The organism is Oscillibacter hominis, assembly GCF_014334055.1.
GTDB classification, from domain to species: Bacteria; Bacillota; Clostridia; order Oscillospirales; family Oscillospiraceae; genus Oscillibacter; species Oscillibacter hominis.
In genome coordinates, this window is sequence record NZ_CP060490.1 from 2223324 (window position 1) to 2240089 (window position 16766).

A 16766-nucleotide genomic window follows, 5' to 3' on the forward strand; every position below is an offset into this window, starting at 1 on the left:
CCGCTTCCATCCATTTGTCTTAGCGGAACAGCTTGGAGATGGAAATCTCCTGGTAAGTACGCTCAATGGCCTCGGCAAACATGGGGGCCACGGTGAGGTACTTGATCTTGTCGCTGGCGCCCTCGGCAATGGGGGGGATGGTGTCCAGCAGGGCAAGCTCGGTGATCACGCTGTTGTTGATCCGCTCGATGGCGGGGCCGGAGAGGACGCCGTGGGAGGCGCAGGCATGGACGCTCTTGGCGTGGCCGATGTCGATCAGCGCCTTGGCGGCGTTGCAGAGGGATCCGCCGGTGTCCACCATGTCGTCGAAGATGATGCAGTCCTTGCCCTCCACGTCGCCGATGACGTTCATGACCTCGCAGGAGTTGGCCTTCTGGCGGCGCTTATCCACAATGGCCAGGGACATGTGGAGCTTTTGGGCAAAGGCGCGGGCGCGGGCCACGGAGCCCACGTCGGGGGAGACCACCATCATGTCCTCGCACTGGGAGCCGAACTTCTTGGCATAGTAGTCCACAAAAATGGGGTTGCCGGCCAGGTTGTCCACGGGGATATCGAAGAAGCCCTGGATCTGGGAGGCGTGCAGGTCCATGGTCAGCACACGGTCCGCGCCGGCGGCCGTGACCATGTTGGCCACCAGCTTGGCGGTGATGGGGTCCCGGGCCTTGGCCTTGCGGTCCTGGCGGGCGTAGCCGTAATAGGGCATCACCGCGGTGATGCGTCCGGCGCTGGCCCGCTTGAGCGCATCGATCATGATGAGCAGCTCCATCAGGTTCCGGTTCACAGGATTGCAGGTAGACTGGATGACGAACACGTCGGAGCCTCGGACAGTCTCATACAGCGAGACAAAAATCTCACCGTCGGAAAATGTCCCAACCTCAGACTCACCTAACTTGGTGCCCATGATTTTGCAGACTTCCTCCGCCAGTTTGTGGTTCGCATTGCCGCTGAACACTTTGATATCTTTGCCGTGTGCGATCATTTTAAGCGCCCTCTTTCTGTAATCTATCGTTATTATTTTATCGCTCCGCATTAAACCCCGCCACGGCGGCAGCCCGCCGGCGGCTTTGGTCCCAGATTCAGTCTTTCTTCTCCGCGTGGAGTGCCCGCCGCCGGGCGGCCCAGCCCTCCAGGTTCTTCTGCCGCGCCCTGGCCACCGCCAGCGCGTCGGCCGGCACCTCGTCTGTGATGGTGCTGCCCGCCGCGGTGTAGGCGCCGTCGCCCACCTTTACCGGTGCGATCAGGTTGGTGTTGCAGCCGATAAAGGCATGGTCGCCGATGGTGCAGCGGTATTTCTTGAACCCGTCGTAATTGGTGGTCACGGTGCCGCAGCCGAAGTTGACCTTTTGGCCCACATCGCTGTCTCCCACATAGGTCAGGTGGGAGATTTTGGTGCCGTCGCCGATGACGGAGTTCTTCACCTCCACAAAATCGCCCACCTTGATGTCATTGCCGATGGTGCAGCCCGGGCGGATATAGGCAAAGGGCCCGATCTTCACCCGGCTGCCGATGGTGCTCTCGTTGGCCTGGGATGCGTTGACCGTGGTCCCATCCCCCACTGTGCAGTCCCGGATCATGGCGTTGGGCCCGATCTCGCAGTCCCGGCCGATGGTCGTCTCTCCCCGCAAAATGGTGCCCGGCAGCACCACCGTGCCCGCTCCGATCTCCACCCGGGGGTCGATATATACAGAGGAACCGTCCAGGATGTGGACGCCGGCGGCCACATGGCGCCGTACAATCTCATCCCGGCAGGCAAGCTCCATTTCACGCAGGCGGGGAAGGTCGTATACAGCACTGAAGCCGGAAAGCTCCCGGGCGCCGGGGACGGCGTCGCTGCCATTTGTCCAGCTTTCGCGCAGGGCGGAGGCCTTTGCGGTATAGGCGTAGCTGCTCCCGCCGGGCAGCTCCAGAGGAAGCATCTCACAGGGGAAGACCGCCACCTCCCCCTCCTGGGATAAAAAGTCCATCAGCGCCTCACGGCTGCCGGAGACCAGAACATCCGCCTCCGCAGGGAAGCACCCGCGCAGCTCCGCAGCGTACTCCTCTTTGCCCCAGACAATAAAAAACCGCTGGATGCTGCGCGCCATCAATGTCTTGCCCACCCAGGTCAAAAGGGGACAAAATAAAACGGATTGCAGCATCAGCGGCCGGTCCACTCCCTCACAGGAGGCATCGTCAGGCAAAAAGAGAACTGCTCTTGTCTGATTCATCGGAAATCCCTCCCGTCGTCAAGTCTTACCCACATTATAACAAACAAAAAGGGAAAATCCAGAGGTTGCGGTAAAATAAATAATAGAATTTTCTACCTGGTTTTTGGACAGATTGAACGGTTTTTGAAACACAGTCCATCCTCTTCCAAATGGGAGACATGAAATTTTGTCATTTTATGTTGTTTTTTCAGGCAGAACTGTGAAATTGTTGTAGTTTCTTTCGAATTTCTGATAAAATTCTCACTTTGCGGTTGAATTTGCGATTCGAATGCATTACAATAGGGTGCGTTCATTTGGACGGAGGTTATTCTATGCTGCATATTGTCCTGGTGGAGCCGGAAATTCCGCAAAACTGCGGCAATATCGCCCGCACCTGCGCCGCCACCGGCAGCCACCTGCATCTCATTGAGCCCCTGGGCTTTGACATCTCCGAGCGGGCTGTGCGCCGGGCGGGCCTGGACTACTGGCACCTGGTGGATGTGTCGGTCTATGAAAACCTGGAGGCGCTGTTCCGGCTTCATCCGGAGGCGGCGGGCAATCTCTACCTCACCACCACCAAAGCGCCCCGTCCGTACAGCGAGGCCGTCTTTACCGACGGGTGCTGGCTGTTTTTCGGCAAGGAGACCGCAGGTCTTCCCAAGGACTTCCGGGAGGCATTTGCCGCCCGGTGCATTCGTCTGCCCATGCGCCCGGAGGCCCGGAGCCTGAACCTCGCCAACACAGTGGCCGTATGCGTCTATGAGGCGCTGCGCCAGATAGGCTTTCCCGGCCTTCTGGATCACGGGGAAATGGCCAGATAGCGGCTCAGGTTTTGGGAAATTTTTTGATTCTCCGGCCATACTATGCATATCCTGATTCCAAATCATCCAGTCGCATAAAGGAGATATCATCATATGAACTACAATAAAAAGACGGTCAGGGACGTGGATGTCCGCGGCAAGAAGGTGCTGCTGCGCTGCGACTTCAACGTGCCCATGGCCAAGGACGGCAGCGGCGTCATCACCGACGACAAGCGCATCCGGGCGGCTCTTCCCACCATCACCTACCTGCTGGACCAGGGCGCCGCGGTGATTGCCTGCTCCCACATGGGCAAGCCCAAGGGCGAGGTGAAGCCGGAGCTTTCCCTGAAGCCCGTGGCCGCCCGGCTCAGCGAACTGCTGGGCAGGGAGGTCATCATGGCCGGCGACGTGGTGGGCCCCGACGCCCAGGCCAAGGCCGCCGCGCTGCGGGGCGGGCAGATCATGCTCCTTGAAAACACACGCTTTGAACCCGGCGAAACCAAGAACGACCCGGCCCTTGCAAAGGCCATGGCCTCCCTTGCGGACCTCTATGTCTCCGACGCCTTCGGCGCCGTCCACCGGGCCCACGCCTCCACCGCCGGCGTGGCCGGGTTTCTGCCCGCCGTCTCCGGCTTTTTGATTGAAAAGGAGCTGGAGGTCATCGGCGGCGCCCTGAAGAGCCCCAAGCGTCCCCTGGTGGCCATCCTGGGCGGCAGCAAGGTGTCCTCCAAGATCGGGGTCATCAACAACCTGCTGGAACTGGCCGACACCATCATCATCGGCGGCGGCATGGCCTACACCTTCTCTGCCGCACAGGGCGGCAAGGTGGGCGACAGCCTGCTGGAGGCCGACTGGGAGGGATATGCCAACGAGATGGTGCAAAAGGCGGCGGACAAGGGCGTCCGGCTGCTGCTTCCTGTCGACACCGTCTGCGCCGACCAGTTCGCCCCGGACGCCAAGTGCCAGGTGGTGAAAGCCGGTGAAATCCCCGACGGCTGGCAGGGCCTGGACATCGGGCCCGAGACCATCGCCCTCTACTGCGCCGCCGTGGCCGACGCCGGCACCGTGATCTGGAACGGCCCCATGGGCGTCTTTGAGTTCCCCGCCTTTGCCAAAGGGACCGAGGCTGTGGCCGAGGCGCTGAGCAAGACCAGCGCTATTACCATCATCGGCGGCGGAGACAGTGCCGCCGCCGTGCAGCAGTTGGGCTATGCTGATAAAATGACCCACATCTCCACCGGCGGCGGAGCCAGCCTGGAGTTCATGGAGGGCAAGGAGCTTCCCGGCGTGGCCTGCCTGCTGGACAAGTAAGCACCGGTTCCCGCCGATCAGCGGGTCGCCCCCGGCCTGAACCAACCACTCATTTGTATCCTCTTAGCGGTTAGTGGGCCGCATCACATATTAGATAAGGGAGTATCAGAATTCATGAATCGCAGATATCGTAAAACAATCATCGCCGGCAACTGGAAGATGAATAAAACCGCCACGGAGACCAAGCAGTTCGCCGAAGAGCTTAAGCCCATCCTGCCCAAGGCCAAGTGGTGCGATGTGGTGGTCTGTGTGCCTGCCTGCAACATCTCCACGGCGGTCCGGGCCTTTAAGGATATGCGGGTGTCCATCGGCGCGGAAAACCTCTACTATGAAAAAAGCGGTGCCTACACCGGAGAGGTATCCGCCGACATGCTGAAGGATCTGGGCGTGAAATATGTCATCATCGGCCACTCCGAGCGGCGGCAGTATTTCGGCGAGACCGACGCCACCGTCAGCAAGAAGGTGCACGCCGCCCTGGACGCGGGCCTGCTGCCCATTATCTGCGTGGGCGAATCCCTGGAGCAGCGGGAGGCGGGCATCACCGCCGAGTGGATCGCCCTGCAGGTGAAATCCGCTCTGGTAGGCGTCAGCGCCGACAAGCTCCGCAAGTGCGTCATCGCCTATGAGCCCATCTGGGCCATCGGCACCGGCAAAACCGCCACCGCCGAGCAGGCGGCCGAGGTCTGCACCGCCATCCGCGCCACCATTCGCTCCCTCTATGGTGCCCGTGTGGCCCGCAGCGTCACCATCCAGTACGGCGGTTCCATGAATCCTTCCAACGCGGCGGAACTCCTGGCCCAGCCCGACGTGGACGGCGGCCTGATCGGCGGCGCCGCCCTGGTGCCCCAGAAGTTCGTGGATATCATCAACGCTGCAAACCAGGAGTAAGCAATCCAGTCTGAACGGAGCGGTCGGAAGAGCGCTCCCAACAAGTTCGATGGAGTCTGCCCTTTGCAGACAGAATGAGGATAGTGGAATCATGAATAAAACACCTACCGCATTGATTATTATGGATGGGTTCGGCCTGTCCGACGCCGTGGACGGCAATGCCATCCGCGCCGCCAAGACCCCCTGCCTGGATCAGCTGTTCGCCGAGTATGCCCACACCACCCTCTCCGCCTCCGGGCTGGATGTAGGACTGCCGGAAGGCCAGATGGGCAACAGCGAGGTGGGCCACACCAACATCGGCGGCGGCCGGGTGGTCTTTCAGGACCTGCCCCGCATCACCCGCTCCATTGAGGACGGCTCCTTTTTCCGGAACGAAGCCTATCTCCACGCCATGGACCAGTGCCTCAGCAAGGGCACCTCGCTCCACCTGTTCGGCCTCCTTTCCACCGGCGGCGTACATTCCCATCTGAACCACCTGTGGGCCCTTTTGAAGCTGGCCAAGGAGAAGGGGCTGGAGAAGGTCTATATCCACGCCTTTTTGGATGGACGGGACACCTCTCCCACCGCCGGCGCAGAATTTCTGGAGGAGTGCGTCGCCAAGTGTGGGGAAATCGGCGTGGGCAAGGTGGCCACTGTGATGGGCCGCTATTACGCCATGGACCGTGACAAGCGCTGGGAGCGGCTGGAGGCCGCCTATGACGCCATGGTTTACGGCGAGGGCGCCGTCACAAACCCCGATCCCGTGGCGGCTGTGAAGGCCTCCTATGAAAAGGGAGTCACCGACGAGTTTGTGGAGCCGGTGGTCTGCGACAGCGACGGCTGCGTGGGCGACAACGACAGCATCATTTTCTTCAACTTCCGCCCCGACCGTGCCCGCGAGATCACCCGTGCCTTTGTGGACCCGGAGTTTGACGGCTTTACCCACCAGTATTTCCCTGTGACCTTTGTGTGCAATACCGAGTACGACGCCTCCATGCCCAATGTGGAGGTTGCCTTCCCCCGCATCCGTGTGGAAAACGGCCTGGGCGAATATCTGAGCAAGCTGGGGCTGACCCAGCTGCGCATCGCCGAGACGGAAAAGTACGCCCATGTCACCTTCTTTTTCAACGGAGGCGTGGAAACCGTGTTTCCCGGAGAGGACCGGGTGCTGGTGCCCTCCCCCAAGGTGGCCACCTACGACATGCAGCCGGAGATGAGCGCCGTGGAGGTCTGTGACAAATGCGTGGAGCGGATCGAGTCCGGTGCCTATGACGTCATCATCCTCAATTTTGCCAACTGCGACATGGTGGGCCACACCGGTGTCTTTGACGCGGCTGTCAAGGCGGTGGAGACTGTGGATGAGTGTGTGGGCCGGGTGGTGAACGCCACTCTGAAGATGGGCGGCATCGCCATGGTCACTGCGGATCACGGAAATGCCGAGCAGATGAAGCAGCCCGACGGCAGCCCCATGACCGCCCATTCCATCAACCCGGTGCCCTTCATCCTCTGCGGCGCCGGCGCGGAACTGCGCAGTGGAAAGCTGGCCGACATCGCCCCCACCATCCTGGATGTGATGGGCCTTCAGTGCCCGCCGGAGATGGACGGTAAAACGTTGATTATCAAATAAAGCAGGAAATAGAAAAGGGACGGACACATAGTGTCCGTCCCTTTTTTACTTATATTTGCTCGTCTTTGCCATCAATGACGGCGGGCGGCTCCTCAGCAGCCTGATCGCCCTCCGATTTGGCCCCCTTTTTCCACGCAAGGAGCAGCACGGAAGCAAGCACACAGGCAATTCCAAGGCCCGAGCGCAGCGTCATCCCCTCATGGAGCAGCACAACGCCGGCCACCACACTGGTCAGCGGCTCAAAGGTGCTCAAGAGCGACGCATACTGGGGGCCGCACAGCTTGGTCCCCATCTGGAAGAATATGGTGGCCGTTGTGGTGCCGAAAGTGAAAAAGCAAATCAACACCCAGCCCAGCAGCGTCACGTGCACATGCAGCGCTCCCACGGCTGTGCTTACCACCAGAAGTGCCACAGCACCTGCCCCCTGGACGCAGAAAGTGAGCTGGTAGCGCCGCAGGACCATCTGCAATCCGGACTTGGCGAGAATGATGATGTAGAGGGCATAGGTGATCCCAGAGAGAAGCGCAATGCACACTCCAAATATGTTGCCGCTGTCGCCGGGCGTATAGAAGGACAGCACGCCCGCCATGCAAAGAGCGCAGCAGACCAGTTCCCTGCGGCCGATCTTCTCCCGGAAAAACAGCGCGCATCCCACCAGCACCAGCACCGGATAGACAAAGTGGAGCGTGGTGGATAGGCCGGAAGAAATGTAATTATAGGAGAGGAAGAGGAACGCGGGTGTGGCGGTAAAGCCGGCGGACAAAAGTATCAACTGCCCGATCTGGCGCCGGCTGAGGCGGGTCCGCCCCTCTATCCCGCAGCGGCGGCAGTCCATCCGATCCAGGAGGTATAGCGGTAAAAGGCTGAGCGAAAAGCGTACCAGCGTCAAAAAATAAGAATTTCCCCCGTTGGCGTAAATGACCTTGGCACCAATGGGCATCATGCCGAAAATCACCCCAGAGAGAATGATATAGAGGATTCCCTTCGCCTTCACACTCACCCTTCTTCCATGTTTCAAAAAGTCTATATTGCTCTCGCTAAGTGGTTCGCTCCAGTATATCAGATCATCCGGCACATTGTAAAGAACCATCGCGGAGGGCGTATGCGGAAAAAGCGGAGCAAAACGCTCCGCTTTTTCCAAAGCCTAAGAACCGATGCTGTATGCAGGTTGAATCAGCTGCAGCGGCCGCCGTCCACCACAAAGCTTCCGCCGGTGGCGTAGACGCTCATGTCGGTGGCCAGGAACAGGAAGGTGTAGGCGATCTGCTCGGCGGTGGCGATCCGGCGCAGCGGGCGATAGCTGCCGCAGGACTCCAGGAACTTCTCCATGGCCTCTTTCTCTTCGGGGGTCTTGGGATCGGCGGTGGTGATCTTGCCGGTCTGGATGCCCTCGCTGATGAGCATGGGGGTGATGATGTCGCCGGGGCAGACGCAGTTGACGCGGATGTTGTACTTGCCGAAGTCCACGGCCATGCCGCGGGTCAGGGCCGCCACGCCGCCCTTATAGGCATTGTATGGTGCGGAATCGGGCACGCCCTTGATGGCCGCGCCGGAGGCCGTGTTGACAATCACGCCGCCGCCCTGCTCGATCATGATGGGCACTGTGTGCTTGGAGAACAGGAATACGCCTTTCAGGCCGATATCCAGGCAGCGGTCCCACTCCTCTTCCGTGGTGTCCAGCACAGTCTTGCGCACGATGATACCGGCGTTGTTCACCAGAATATCAATCCGGCCAAACGCGGCCTTGACCGCTTCCACGGTGGCCTTGACGTCCGCTTCACTGGACACATTGCACTTAAAGAACTTGGCGGAATCGCCGATCTTGTCTGCCTCCTCCTGGCACTTGTCGCTGATGTCCACCATGGCTACCTTGGCGCCGTACTTGACATACAACTGGGAAACCGCCAGGCCGATGCCGGAGCCGGCACCGGTGATGATGGCCACCTTGCCTTCCAAAGACAGATACTTATCCTGAATTTCCATTGAGAGCCTCCAAAATGTCCCTAAGATAGGGAAAATAAATGTGACGACCGGTTAAAAAGTTCGCTTTAAACTTAGCCCAGGATGCCGATGCTGAGGACAGGAACAAAGGTCAGCAGCATCAGGACAATGAGCATCACGCCGATCATAGGCAAAATCTTCTTTGCGATATCTACCACGGAAACACCGGAAATCGCAGAGGCAAAGAACAGGTTGCAGCCATAGGGCGGGGTGATGAAACCGATTGCCAAGTTGACGGTCATGATGATACCAAACTGGACAGGGCTCATGCCGATGCCGAGGATAATCGGCAGCAGGATGGGGGTCAGAATGACCGTAGAGGAGATGTTGTCGATGAAGCAGCCCACGATCAGCAGGAACAGGTTGATGACCAGCAGAATCGCAATGGGGTTGCTGATGTTCAGGATGCCCTTGGCGATGGTGGTGGGCACCTGGGACATGGTCAGGAACCGGGCAAAGGACATGGAGATACCAACCAGGAACGTGGTCTGGCCATTGATCAGGACAGTATCACGGAAGGCCTCATAAAGGCTCTTCATATCCAGCTCACGGTAGACAAAGAGGCCGATGATGATGGAGTAAACAATGGCTGCAACGGCGGACTCGGTGGGGGTAAAAATACCGCCGTAGATGCCGCCCAAGATGATGACCGGCACCAGCAGCGCCCAAATGGAGCTCTTCAGAGTGTTCCACAGCGTCTTCAGAGCAAACTTCTTCTTGCTGCCGTAGTGGTTCTTCCTGGCGGTGAAATAGTTCACGGCCATCAGCACAACACCGATCATAATGCCGGGGATAACGCCGGCCAGGAACAAATCGGAGATGGAGCACTGGGCTGCCACACCGTAGATGACAAAAGGAATGCTGGGGGGAATGATGACGCCGATGGTGCCGGCGGCCGCGGTGATGGCGGTCGCATAGGCGGGGTCATAGCCCTCTCTCTTCATCTCGGGAATGGTGATGCCGCCGATGGCGGTCACCGTCGCGGGAGAAGAGCCGGAGAGAGCGGCAAAGAACATAGATGCCACAACCGTAACCATACCGGTGCTGCCAGTGATCCAACCCACCAGGGCATCGGCAAAGTCCAGTATCCTTCGTGAGATACCGCCGGACTTCATCAGGTTGCCGGCCAGCATAAAGAACGGGATTGCCATCAGCGGGAAGGAATCCAGGCCGCTGAAGCAGGCGGTCGCAATAGAGGTCAGACCAATGTTTGTGGTAGTCACCATCGTGGTGATAGTGGCAACGCCAAGGGATACTGCAATGGGAGCGCCGATGACCATCAGGAAAAACATGACGCCGAACAAAACAATAATCTTTAATGCCATCAGCACTCACCCTCTTCCTTTTTTGCTTTGGAGGCTTTGATGTCGTGATAGCAGTTTTGCAGCAGACGAATCAGCATCAGTGTCATACCGGTGGGAATGGAGGCGTAGGGAATCCACATGGGAATACCGCTGCCCACCGCGATCTGGCCGCCGCTGTACACGCTGCTGGTCAACTTAACGGAGATGAACACCATAACACACAAAAATGCGATCCACACGATGGTGGAGATGATGTTGCAGACTTTCTTGCCCATCTGGGGCAGTCTCTCATAAACCACGTCGATGCAAACGTGCTTACGCTCTTTGGTTGCATAGGAAGCGCCCACCCAGGTCAGCCACAGGAAAATGTAGCGGGCCAGTTCTTCGCTCCAAGGCAGGGGAATCTTCAGCAGGTAACGGGTAATGACCTGCATCGTAACGATGATTACGGCAGCCACCATCAGGATTACCAGGAAAACTTCCTCCAACCTTTCATTCAAAAACTTCAGGACTTTCATGAAAAGTGGAATCTCCTCTCTCTTATAGGGTGTCCTGCACAGGAAGCAGTCCCTGTGCAGGACACTCAGCCTTTACTGTTCAGGCGTTGGGAATCGCAGGATTACTTGTTGTGCGCAGCAGCCATGTCGATCAGATCCTGGCCGTATTCGGCGGCGGCAGTCTTGTAGACGCTGTCCTCGGCGACCTTCTGGAAGGCAGCCTTCTGATCGGCATCCAGGGTGATTACTTCGGTGCCGGCGGCCTCGATGTCGGTGACCAGGCTGGCGTTCTGTTCGGTGATCATTTCGCGCTGATACTCAACGGTGTTGGCAGCAGCCTCGGCGATCACAGCCTGATAGTCGGCGGGCAGGCTGTTGTAGAAGTCACCGGCGATGCAGAGGGGAGTGGAGGTCCAGACATGCTCGCTGACAGTCATGTACTTCTGAACCTCATAGATGGCGTTGTTGTAGATCATAGCGGTGGGGTTCTCCTGACCGTCCACGGTCTTCTGCTGCAAAGCGGTGAACAGCTCGGTAAAGGACATGGGGGTGGGAATGGCACCCAGAGCGTCGAAATACTCAACGTGCAGGGTGTTGGTCATGGTGCGGATCTTCAGACCTTTCAGATCATCAGGAGTGCTGACGGGCTTCTTGGAGTTGGTGATGTTGCGGAAACCCACGTCCAGATAACCCAGGTTGATGATGCCGGTCTGCTCTTTCAGCAGGTTGTTCAGATAGTCGCCGAAGTCGCCGTCCAGTGCCTCATGTACTGCGTCGATGGACGTCCACATAAAGGGCAGACCGATCAGGTTGAACTCGGGAACCGTGGCAGCCAGTGTGGCGTCGGTCAGGCCGGCCATCTCCAGGTCGCCGATACGCATGGACTCCATGTTCTCAGCCAGGGAACCGAGCTGGGAGTTAGGGTACAGCTCCACGGTGATGTTGCCGTTGCTGATGCCCTGCAGGGGCTCCTGGAACTTCTCCACAAAGGCCTTATGGGAGGGATGGGTGTCGGAGCAGTCATAAGCCAGGCGGATGGTGATCTTGTCGGTAGAGGTGACCTCGGTGGTCAGACCCCAGTCGGCGGGATTGGCAGAGTTGCCACCAGCGCTTCCGCTGGCGCTTCCGCCGGCGGAGCCGCTTCCGGAATCACCGCAGGCTACCAGGGAAAATGCCATAACGGCGCTCAGCAACAGACAAAACAGTTTCTTCATGAGTAGTGATCCTCCTTTAAATCGGTTTCCTTTTTATTTATCAAACGTGTCAACTCACGTTCAATACGCCTTACTTGCGGGAATAGATCTCTTTTCCGGAGAGATAGGTTTTCTCCACGCGGAGTTTGAGCAGCTCCGGCGCGGCCACGGAAAACACATCCTGGTCAAACACCGCAAAGTCTGCCAGTTTCCCTACTTCAATGGTACCCTTGCGCGTTTCTTCAAAGGATGCGTAGGCGGCATTTTTGGTGTAGAGGCAGACGGCCTCATACCGGCTCAGCCGCTCCTGGGGCTGCCAGCCCTCGGGCATATATCCGTCGTAGCCGCTGCGGGTCTCCACCGCGTAAACGCCCACCATAGGGTTCAGGTTTTCGCAGGGCAAGTCCGAAGAGCCGCAAAGGGTCTGGCCGGCGTTCATCAGTGTCTTCCAGGCAAAGAGGTACGGAGCCCTCTCCTTGCCCACCCGGTCGTCGCTCCAGTGGATGTTGGTGGAGACGTAGCCGGGCTGCATGTCGATGATCATGGGCATCTCCTTGAGCATCCCCAGAATCTTATCATTGATGAGGGAGCAGTGGGTCAGGCGGAAGCGGATCTGATCCCAGGGACGGGGATTGGCGTCATAGGCCCGCTTCAGGGCTGTCAGCGTCATCTCCACAGCCTTGTCTCCGATGGCGTGGACCGCGGTTTGGAGGTGGCGGTCATAGGCCGCCTTCACCATCTCGTCCAGCTGCTCCTGGTTGTAGTGGCAGGCGCCGGTTTCCGAGGGGCTGTCGTGATAGGGCCGGGTCATCAGAGCGGTGCGGCCACCCAAAGAACCGTCGGTGTATATCTTATAGAATCCGAAGCGGACCATCTCGTCGCCCAAGCCGCTGCGGATGGAGCAGCCGGTCAGTTCGTCGTCGCCCAGGCAGATGCGACAGGTGAGGCGCCCCTCGTCCCGCAGGTCCTGATAGAGATAGGTTTGTTCAAAGAGGTTGCAAAGCTTGCCCTGAATGGGATGGACCCCGGTGATGCCAAAAGAATTGGCCTGGTGCAGCGCGCCGCACACCGCGTCCTTCAGCTCTTCGTAAGAAAGGTCTGCGCCGTCGGTGATGGCGTTGACCAGTTCGGCGGCCTCCCGCTCCAGCATGCAGCCGGTGAGTTCCCCGTCTTCGCTGCGCTCAATCCCCTCCGGCAGCTCCATCTCCCGGCGGATGCCGCCCCGCTCCAGTGCCATGGAGTTGGCCACGTTCACGTGGAGGCAGTAGCGGGTGACGACCACCGGATTCTGCGGTGCAGCCGCGTCCAGGTCCCAGCGGGTAGGCAGGCGCTTTTCAGAAAATTTGGTCTGATCAAACCCACTGCCTAAAATCAGTTTCCCCGGACCGACCTTAGCGGCTTGGACACGGACCCTTTCCTTTACATCCTCAATGGAGCAGGCATCCGTTAAATCCACCTTCAGAAGGTTTCTTGCATAGGCCTGAACATGCTGGTGATCGTCGATGAATCCAGGCAACACGGTCTTTCCCTTCAGATCCACCACATTGCCCTTTGCCAGTTCAGCAGCCTTTTCATTGCTGCCGCAGTAGATGAATTTACCATCCCGGACGGCCACGGCCTGGCAGGTTTCGCCCTCTTCCCGCATGGTGTAGAACCGACCGTTGATGAAGGCAGTCACGCGGTTGTTGATTTGAACCATGGTTTCCCTCTCAGTTCTTGGCATACACAAGCTTTCCGCCCAAGTATGTCTTTTCCACAGTAATGTCCTTGATCTTCTCTGGCTCAATATGGAACACATCAGCGTCCAGAATCACAAAATCGGCCAGCTTGCCCGCCTCGATGGTGCCCTTGAGGTCCTCCTCATAGGAAACATAGGCGGCGTTGCGGGTATACATGGAGATAGCCTCGTAGACGCTGACCCGCTCCTCAGGGAACCAGCCGCCGTCGGGATAACCGTCCATGCCCTGGCGGGTGACAATGGCGTATGTGCCATGCATGGGGTCATAGGATTCGCAGGGGTTATCAGAGCCGGCAGAGAGTATCATACCATTGTCCAAGAGCTTACGCCAACAGTAATGGTATTTGGAGCGCTCGTGTCCCACACGGGTCTCGGACCAGCGGACATTGGTGGATACGAACATGGGCTGGATATCCACCACTACAGGCAGTTTGGCAATTCTGTCCACCACGTCCTGATTGAGAAGGGACATATGGATCATCCGGAAGCAGCGGGGATCGGTGTTGGGCCGATCGGCCCGGGCATGCTCAATGGCGGTGGTGAGCATCTCGGCGGCCTTGTCGCCGATGACGTGGGCGCCAACCTGGAGATTCATGTCATAGGCCTTTTTCACCTGGGCGTCCAGTTCTTCCTGGGTGTAGTTGGGAATGCCGCAGGTGCTGGGATCGTCCTCATAGGGCTCGGTCAAAAGCGCGGTGCGGCCGCCCATATTGCCATCCACATAGAGTTTGTAGAATCCGTACTTGACCATGTCGTTGCCCAGGCCTGTGCGGATGTTGCAGCCGGGAAAGCGGTCAAAGCCCAGATAGACGCGGGCGGTCAGGCGCCCCTCGTCCGCCAGGTCCTGATAGACGTCGGTGTACTCCGGCAGATTGCAGTGCAGTCCCTGGATGGCATGGACGCCGGTAAGGCCGTGGCGGTTGAGCTCGTGGCAGGCCGCCTCCACCGCGTCTTTCTTGCCCTCCTGGGTAGCCAAAGGGTCGGGAGCCAGGGCCACAATATCGGCGCCCGCGGCATCCCGCAGCGTTCCGGTGGGCTGGCCGTCGGGACCAAACTCCACAGTGCCGGGTACCTTGGGCTGGAAGCCGGGGCCGATGCCGCCGGCCTTCAGAGCCAGGGAGTTGGCCACATTGATATGTAAGCAGTAGCGGGTGATGATCAGGGGGTTGTTGGGGCAGACCCGATCCAGTTCCTCCTTGGTGGGCAACTCTTTGCGGTCGATAAAGCGCTCATGGTCAAAGCCCGCGCCCACGATCCACTGGCCGTCAGGCGTCTCCTCCGCCCGCTGGCGGATCATCTCCAGCAACTGCTCCAGGGATTCAGCCTTCTTCAGATTCAGCTTGAGGCGGTCCCGGGCATAGGCGAACAGGTGCTGATGGGTATCGATCATACCGGGCAGCACCGGAGCCTGGTGCAGGTCCACCACTTCTCCGCCTTCGGCGATCCGCTTGGCCTCCTCATCCGTGCCGCAGTAAAGGAATTTTCCATCCTCCACTACAATTGCGCTGCACAGATCGCCCTCGGCTTTCATGGTATAGATTTTTCCGTTGATATACGCTGTTGCCATTGGTAAAACCCCTTTCCTTACCATCCGCGTTTCACCGGACGGCATCTGCCAGTCCAATGAAACCGGCTGGCTTCCATTTCCCTTCAGTTTTTATGGGTTATACACAAATATCAAAGATGCAATTTGTACTACTTTCACATGCAAATAGCTTGCATTGCACTTTTATGCTAAATAATTTGACTGTATTTTGTAGAATCTAACAAAATCCTTGGAAAACAATCAATCGGCTTTCATCAAAAATACCACTGTTGTCGTTTTTTTGCCACAACCAATTTCTCGTCATCAAACCAACCAAGTTTCCTTAGTGAAACAGGCAGAAAATGTCTTTTATATAACTTTTCCAGTTTTTTAATTTTGGTTGGTTAGAATGTTTTTGTTTGGTTGTGTCAATATACACAAAATTGATCTATGATTAATTCAAATATTTGTGCCCCCCCCCCAAAGATTTTCTCATTTTTTGGAAATTTTGGTTTTTTTATCTGTTTTCCACATACTTAATAATTTCCAATTTTTCATCAGTTGATACGGGGAAATTATTTGGGGGGTGAGCATCGATGCAAGTTTTATGCATTGCTGAGTCATATGCAGGCAGGGGGGGGCCTGACAGGAGGGATGTACAGCTACCCCACGCAGAGTATTTCCGGCGCGAACATGGTTTTCACTTTTGTAAGAGAAGAGAAAGGGAAAGCATATGAAGTATCAGCCAATTGATTCTACCAAAGTACCAAGATTCGCAGATATTAAGACCTTTTTTCGGCTGCCCTATGTGAAAACAACAGAGAATATTGATTATGCGATAGTAGGAATTCCATTTGACACTGCTACTACCTATCGTCCCGGCGCACGATTTGGCCCGTCAGCCATTAGAGACATCTCTTCAACACTGAAGCCTTATCATTTTGTACATGATGTGCAGTTCATTGACCTCCTCTCCGGAGTAGACTACGGTGATGTTCCTGTCATTACCGGCTACATTGAAGACACGCTGAAAAACATAGAGGATACGTTTACTCCCTTGGCCCAAGCAGGTGTTGTCCCGATCGGCGTCGGTGGTGATCATAGCGTTACCTTAGGGGAACTCCGCGCCCTGGCCAAGGTACACGGCCCTCTTGCCCTCATTCACTTTGATGCCCACACGGATACCGGTGATTCGTATTACGGCAAAAAGTATATGCATGGGACGCCTTTTAAAAGAGCGCTGGACGAGGGCCTTATTGATCCTGCCTGCTCCATCCAGGCGGGTATGCGCTCAGCGTTCTATAATTCGGATGATATGAAAACCTCCCCGGATTTAGGGCTTGATATGGTCACGAACATGGATATTGAGGACATGGGTATTGACGCACTCATCGGACGCATCAAAAATCGTGTCGGAAACAGAAAAGTATTTCTTACCTTTGATATTGACTTTTTGGAGCCAGCATATGCTCCCGCGACGGGTACCCCGGAAATTGGCGGCTTCACATCAAGGGAGACTTTAAAAATACTGCGTGGGCTGCGGGATATCAATTTTGTAGGATACGACATTGTAGAGGTTGCACCACAGTATGACAACTCTCAAATTACAAGCCTTATGGCAGCAACTATTCTGTTTGAATGGGTTTCGATCATTGCATACCAAAAGCTGCACAAAAAAGGTTAAGGAAAGAGAAAGAGATCGGTTATTCAGCGGACT

14 protein-coding genes are annotated in these 16766 nt (G+C 57.2%); 5 read left to right on the plus strand and 9 right to left on the minus strand.

Translation table 11 applies throughout. The annotated features are described in order from the left end of the window. Nucleotides 1-19 precede the first annotated feature (19 nt). Nucleotides 20-979 (minus strand): ribose-phosphate pyrophosphokinase, encoded by a 960-nt coding sequence (locus H8790_RS11075; RefSeq protein ID WP_187332557.1) that lies wholly within the window; start codon nucleotides 977-979, stop codon nucleotides 20-22. A gap of 97 nt (nucleotides 980-1076) precedes the next feature. Beyond that, entirely contained in the window at nucleotides 1077-2207 is a 1131-nt protein-coding gene (locus H8790_RS11080) for a DapH/DapD/GlmU-related protein (protein WP_187332558.1), read from the minus strand. A gap of 311 nt (nucleotides 2208-2518) precedes the next feature. On the opposite strand from H8790_RS11080, the gene H8790_RS11085 reads away from it, so the two are divergent. From H8790_RS11085 to gpmI, 4 genes are all read left to right on the plus strand, one after another. After that, a complete protein-coding gene (locus tag H8790_RS11085; RefSeq protein WP_187332559.1) occupies nucleotides 2519-3007 on the plus strand; it encodes a tRNA (cytidine(34)-2'-O)-methyltransferase in 489 nt (162 codons plus the stop codon). Between the two features lie 93 nt (nucleotides 3008-3100). Beyond that, a complete protein-coding gene (locus tag H8790_RS11090) occupies nucleotides 3101-4297 on the plus strand; it encodes a phosphoglycerate kinase (RefSeq protein ID WP_187332560.1) in 1197 nt (398 codons plus the stop codon). 114 nt (nucleotides 4298-4411) lie between these two features. Beyond that, the gene (tpiA, locus tag H8790_RS11095; protein WP_187332561.1) at nucleotides 4412-5185 is read left to right on the plus strand and encodes a triose-phosphate isomerase; all 774 of its coding nucleotides are present in this window, start codon (nucleotides 4412-4414) and stop codon (nucleotides 5183-5185) included. Between the two features lie 91 nt (nucleotides 5186-5276). Then, nucleotides 5277-6791 (plus strand): 2,3-bisphosphoglycerate-independent phosphoglycerate mutase, encoded by a 1515-nt coding sequence (gpmI, locus tag H8790_RS11100; protein ID WP_187332562.1) that lies wholly within the window; start codon nucleotides 5277-5279, stop codon nucleotides 6789-6791. Nucleotides 6792-6840: 49 nt separating this feature from the next. Here the strand turns inward: gpmI and H8790_RS11105 are convergent, their stop codons facing one another. The 7 genes from H8790_RS11105 to H8790_RS11135 form a co-directional block, all read right to left on the minus strand. Next, entirely contained in the window at nucleotides 6841-7785 is a 945-nt protein-coding gene (locus H8790_RS11105; protein ID WP_187332563.1) for a DMT family transporter, read from the minus strand. A 179-nt stretch (nucleotides 7786-7964) separates the two neighbouring features. After that, the gene (locus tag H8790_RS11110; RefSeq protein WP_187332564.1) at nucleotides 7965-8774 is read right to left on the minus strand and encodes an SDR family NAD(P)-dependent oxidoreductase; all 810 of its coding nucleotides are present in this window, start codon (nucleotides 8772-8774) and stop codon (nucleotides 7965-7967) included. A 71-nt stretch (nucleotides 8775-8845) separates the two neighbouring features. Further along, entirely contained in the window at nucleotides 8846-10117 is a 1272-nt protein-coding gene (locus H8790_RS11115) for a TRAP transporter large permease (protein ID WP_187332565.1), read from the minus strand. After that, nucleotides 10117-10614, minus strand: a complete 498-nt coding sequence (locus H8790_RS11120) for a TRAP transporter small permease (protein ID WP_187332566.1) — start codon at nucleotides 10612-10614, stop codon at nucleotides 10117-10119. Before H8790_RS11120 ends, H8790_RS11115 begins: the two co-directional genes overlap by 1 nt. 101 nt (nucleotides 10615-10715) lie before the next feature. Beyond that, nucleotides 10716-11807 (minus strand): TRAP transporter substrate-binding protein, encoded by a 1092-nt coding sequence (locus H8790_RS11125; RefSeq protein ID WP_187332567.1) that lies wholly within the window; start codon nucleotides 11805-11807, stop codon nucleotides 10716-10718. A 70-nt stretch (nucleotides 11808-11877) separates the two neighbouring features. Then, nucleotides 11878-13485, minus strand: a complete 1608-nt coding sequence (locus H8790_RS11130) for an amidohydrolase (RefSeq protein WP_187332568.1) — start codon at nucleotides 13483-13485, stop codon at nucleotides 11878-11880. 10 nt (nucleotides 13486-13495) lie between these two features. Further along, entirely contained in the window at nucleotides 13496-15091 is a 1596-nt protein-coding gene (locus H8790_RS11135; RefSeq protein ID WP_187332569.1) for an amidohydrolase, read from the minus strand. Nucleotides 15092-15782: 691 nt separating this feature from the next. Here H8790_RS11135 and speB point away from each other — a divergent pair. Beyond that, the gene (gene speB, locus H8790_RS11140; RefSeq protein WP_187332570.1) at nucleotides 15783-16733 is read left to right on the plus strand and encodes an agmatinase; all 951 of its coding nucleotides are present in this window, start codon (nucleotides 15783-15785) and stop codon (nucleotides 16731-16733) included. Nucleotides 16734-16766: the final 33 nt, after the last annotated feature.

Excerpts from the sequence above, each read along its gene's own strand:
- H8790_RS11085 (WP_187332559.1), top strand. The coding sequence starts at position 2,519 with ATGCTGCATATTGTCCTGGTGGAGCCGGAAATTCCGCAAAACTGCGGC.
- speB (WP_187332570.1), top strand. The coding sequence starts at position 15,783 with ATGAAGTATCAGCCAATTGATTCTACCAAAGTACCAAGATTCGCAGAT.
- H8790_RS11120 (WP_187332566.1), bottom strand. The coding sequence starts at position 10,614 with ATGAAAGTCCTGAAGTTTTTGAATGAAAGGTTGGAGGAAGTTTTCCTG.
- H8790_RS11075 (WP_187332557.1), bottom strand. The coding sequence starts at position 979 with ATGATCGCACACGGCAAAGATATCAAAGTGTTCAGCGGCAATGCGAAC.
- tpiA (WP_187332561.1), top strand. The coding sequence starts at position 4,412 with ATGAATCGCAGATATCGTAAAACAATCATCGCCGGCAACTGGAAGATG.
- H8790_RS11115 (WP_187332565.1), bottom strand. The coding sequence starts at position 10,117 with ATGGCATTAAAGATTATTGTTTTGTTCGGCGTCATGTTTTTCCTGATG.
- H8790_RS11130 (WP_187332568.1), bottom strand. The coding sequence starts at position 13,485 with ATGGTTCAAATCAACAACCGCGTGACTGCCTTCATCAACGGTCGGTTC.
- H8790_RS11090 (WP_187332560.1), top strand. The coding sequence starts at position 3,101 with ATGAACTACAATAAAAAGACGGTCAGGGACGTGGATGTCCGCGGCAAG.
- gpmI (WP_187332562.1), top strand. The coding sequence starts at position 5,277 with ATGAATAAAACACCTACCGCATTGATTATTATGGATGGGTTCGGCCTG.
- H8790_RS11110 (WP_187332564.1), bottom strand. The coding sequence starts at position 8,774 with ATGGAAATTCAGGATAAGTATCTGTCTTTGGAAGGCAAGGTGGCCATC.
- H8790_RS11080 (WP_187332558.1), bottom strand. The coding sequence starts at position 2,207 with ATGAATCAGACAAGAGCAGTTCTCTTTTTGCCTGACGATGCCTCCTGT.
- H8790_RS11135 (WP_187332569.1), bottom strand. The coding sequence starts at position 15,091 with ATGGCAACAGCGTATATCAACGGAAAAATCTATACCATGAAAGCCGAG.
- H8790_RS11125 (WP_187332567.1), bottom strand. The coding sequence starts at position 11,807 with ATGAAGAAACTGTTTTGTCTGTTGCTGAGCGCCGTTATGGCATTTTCC.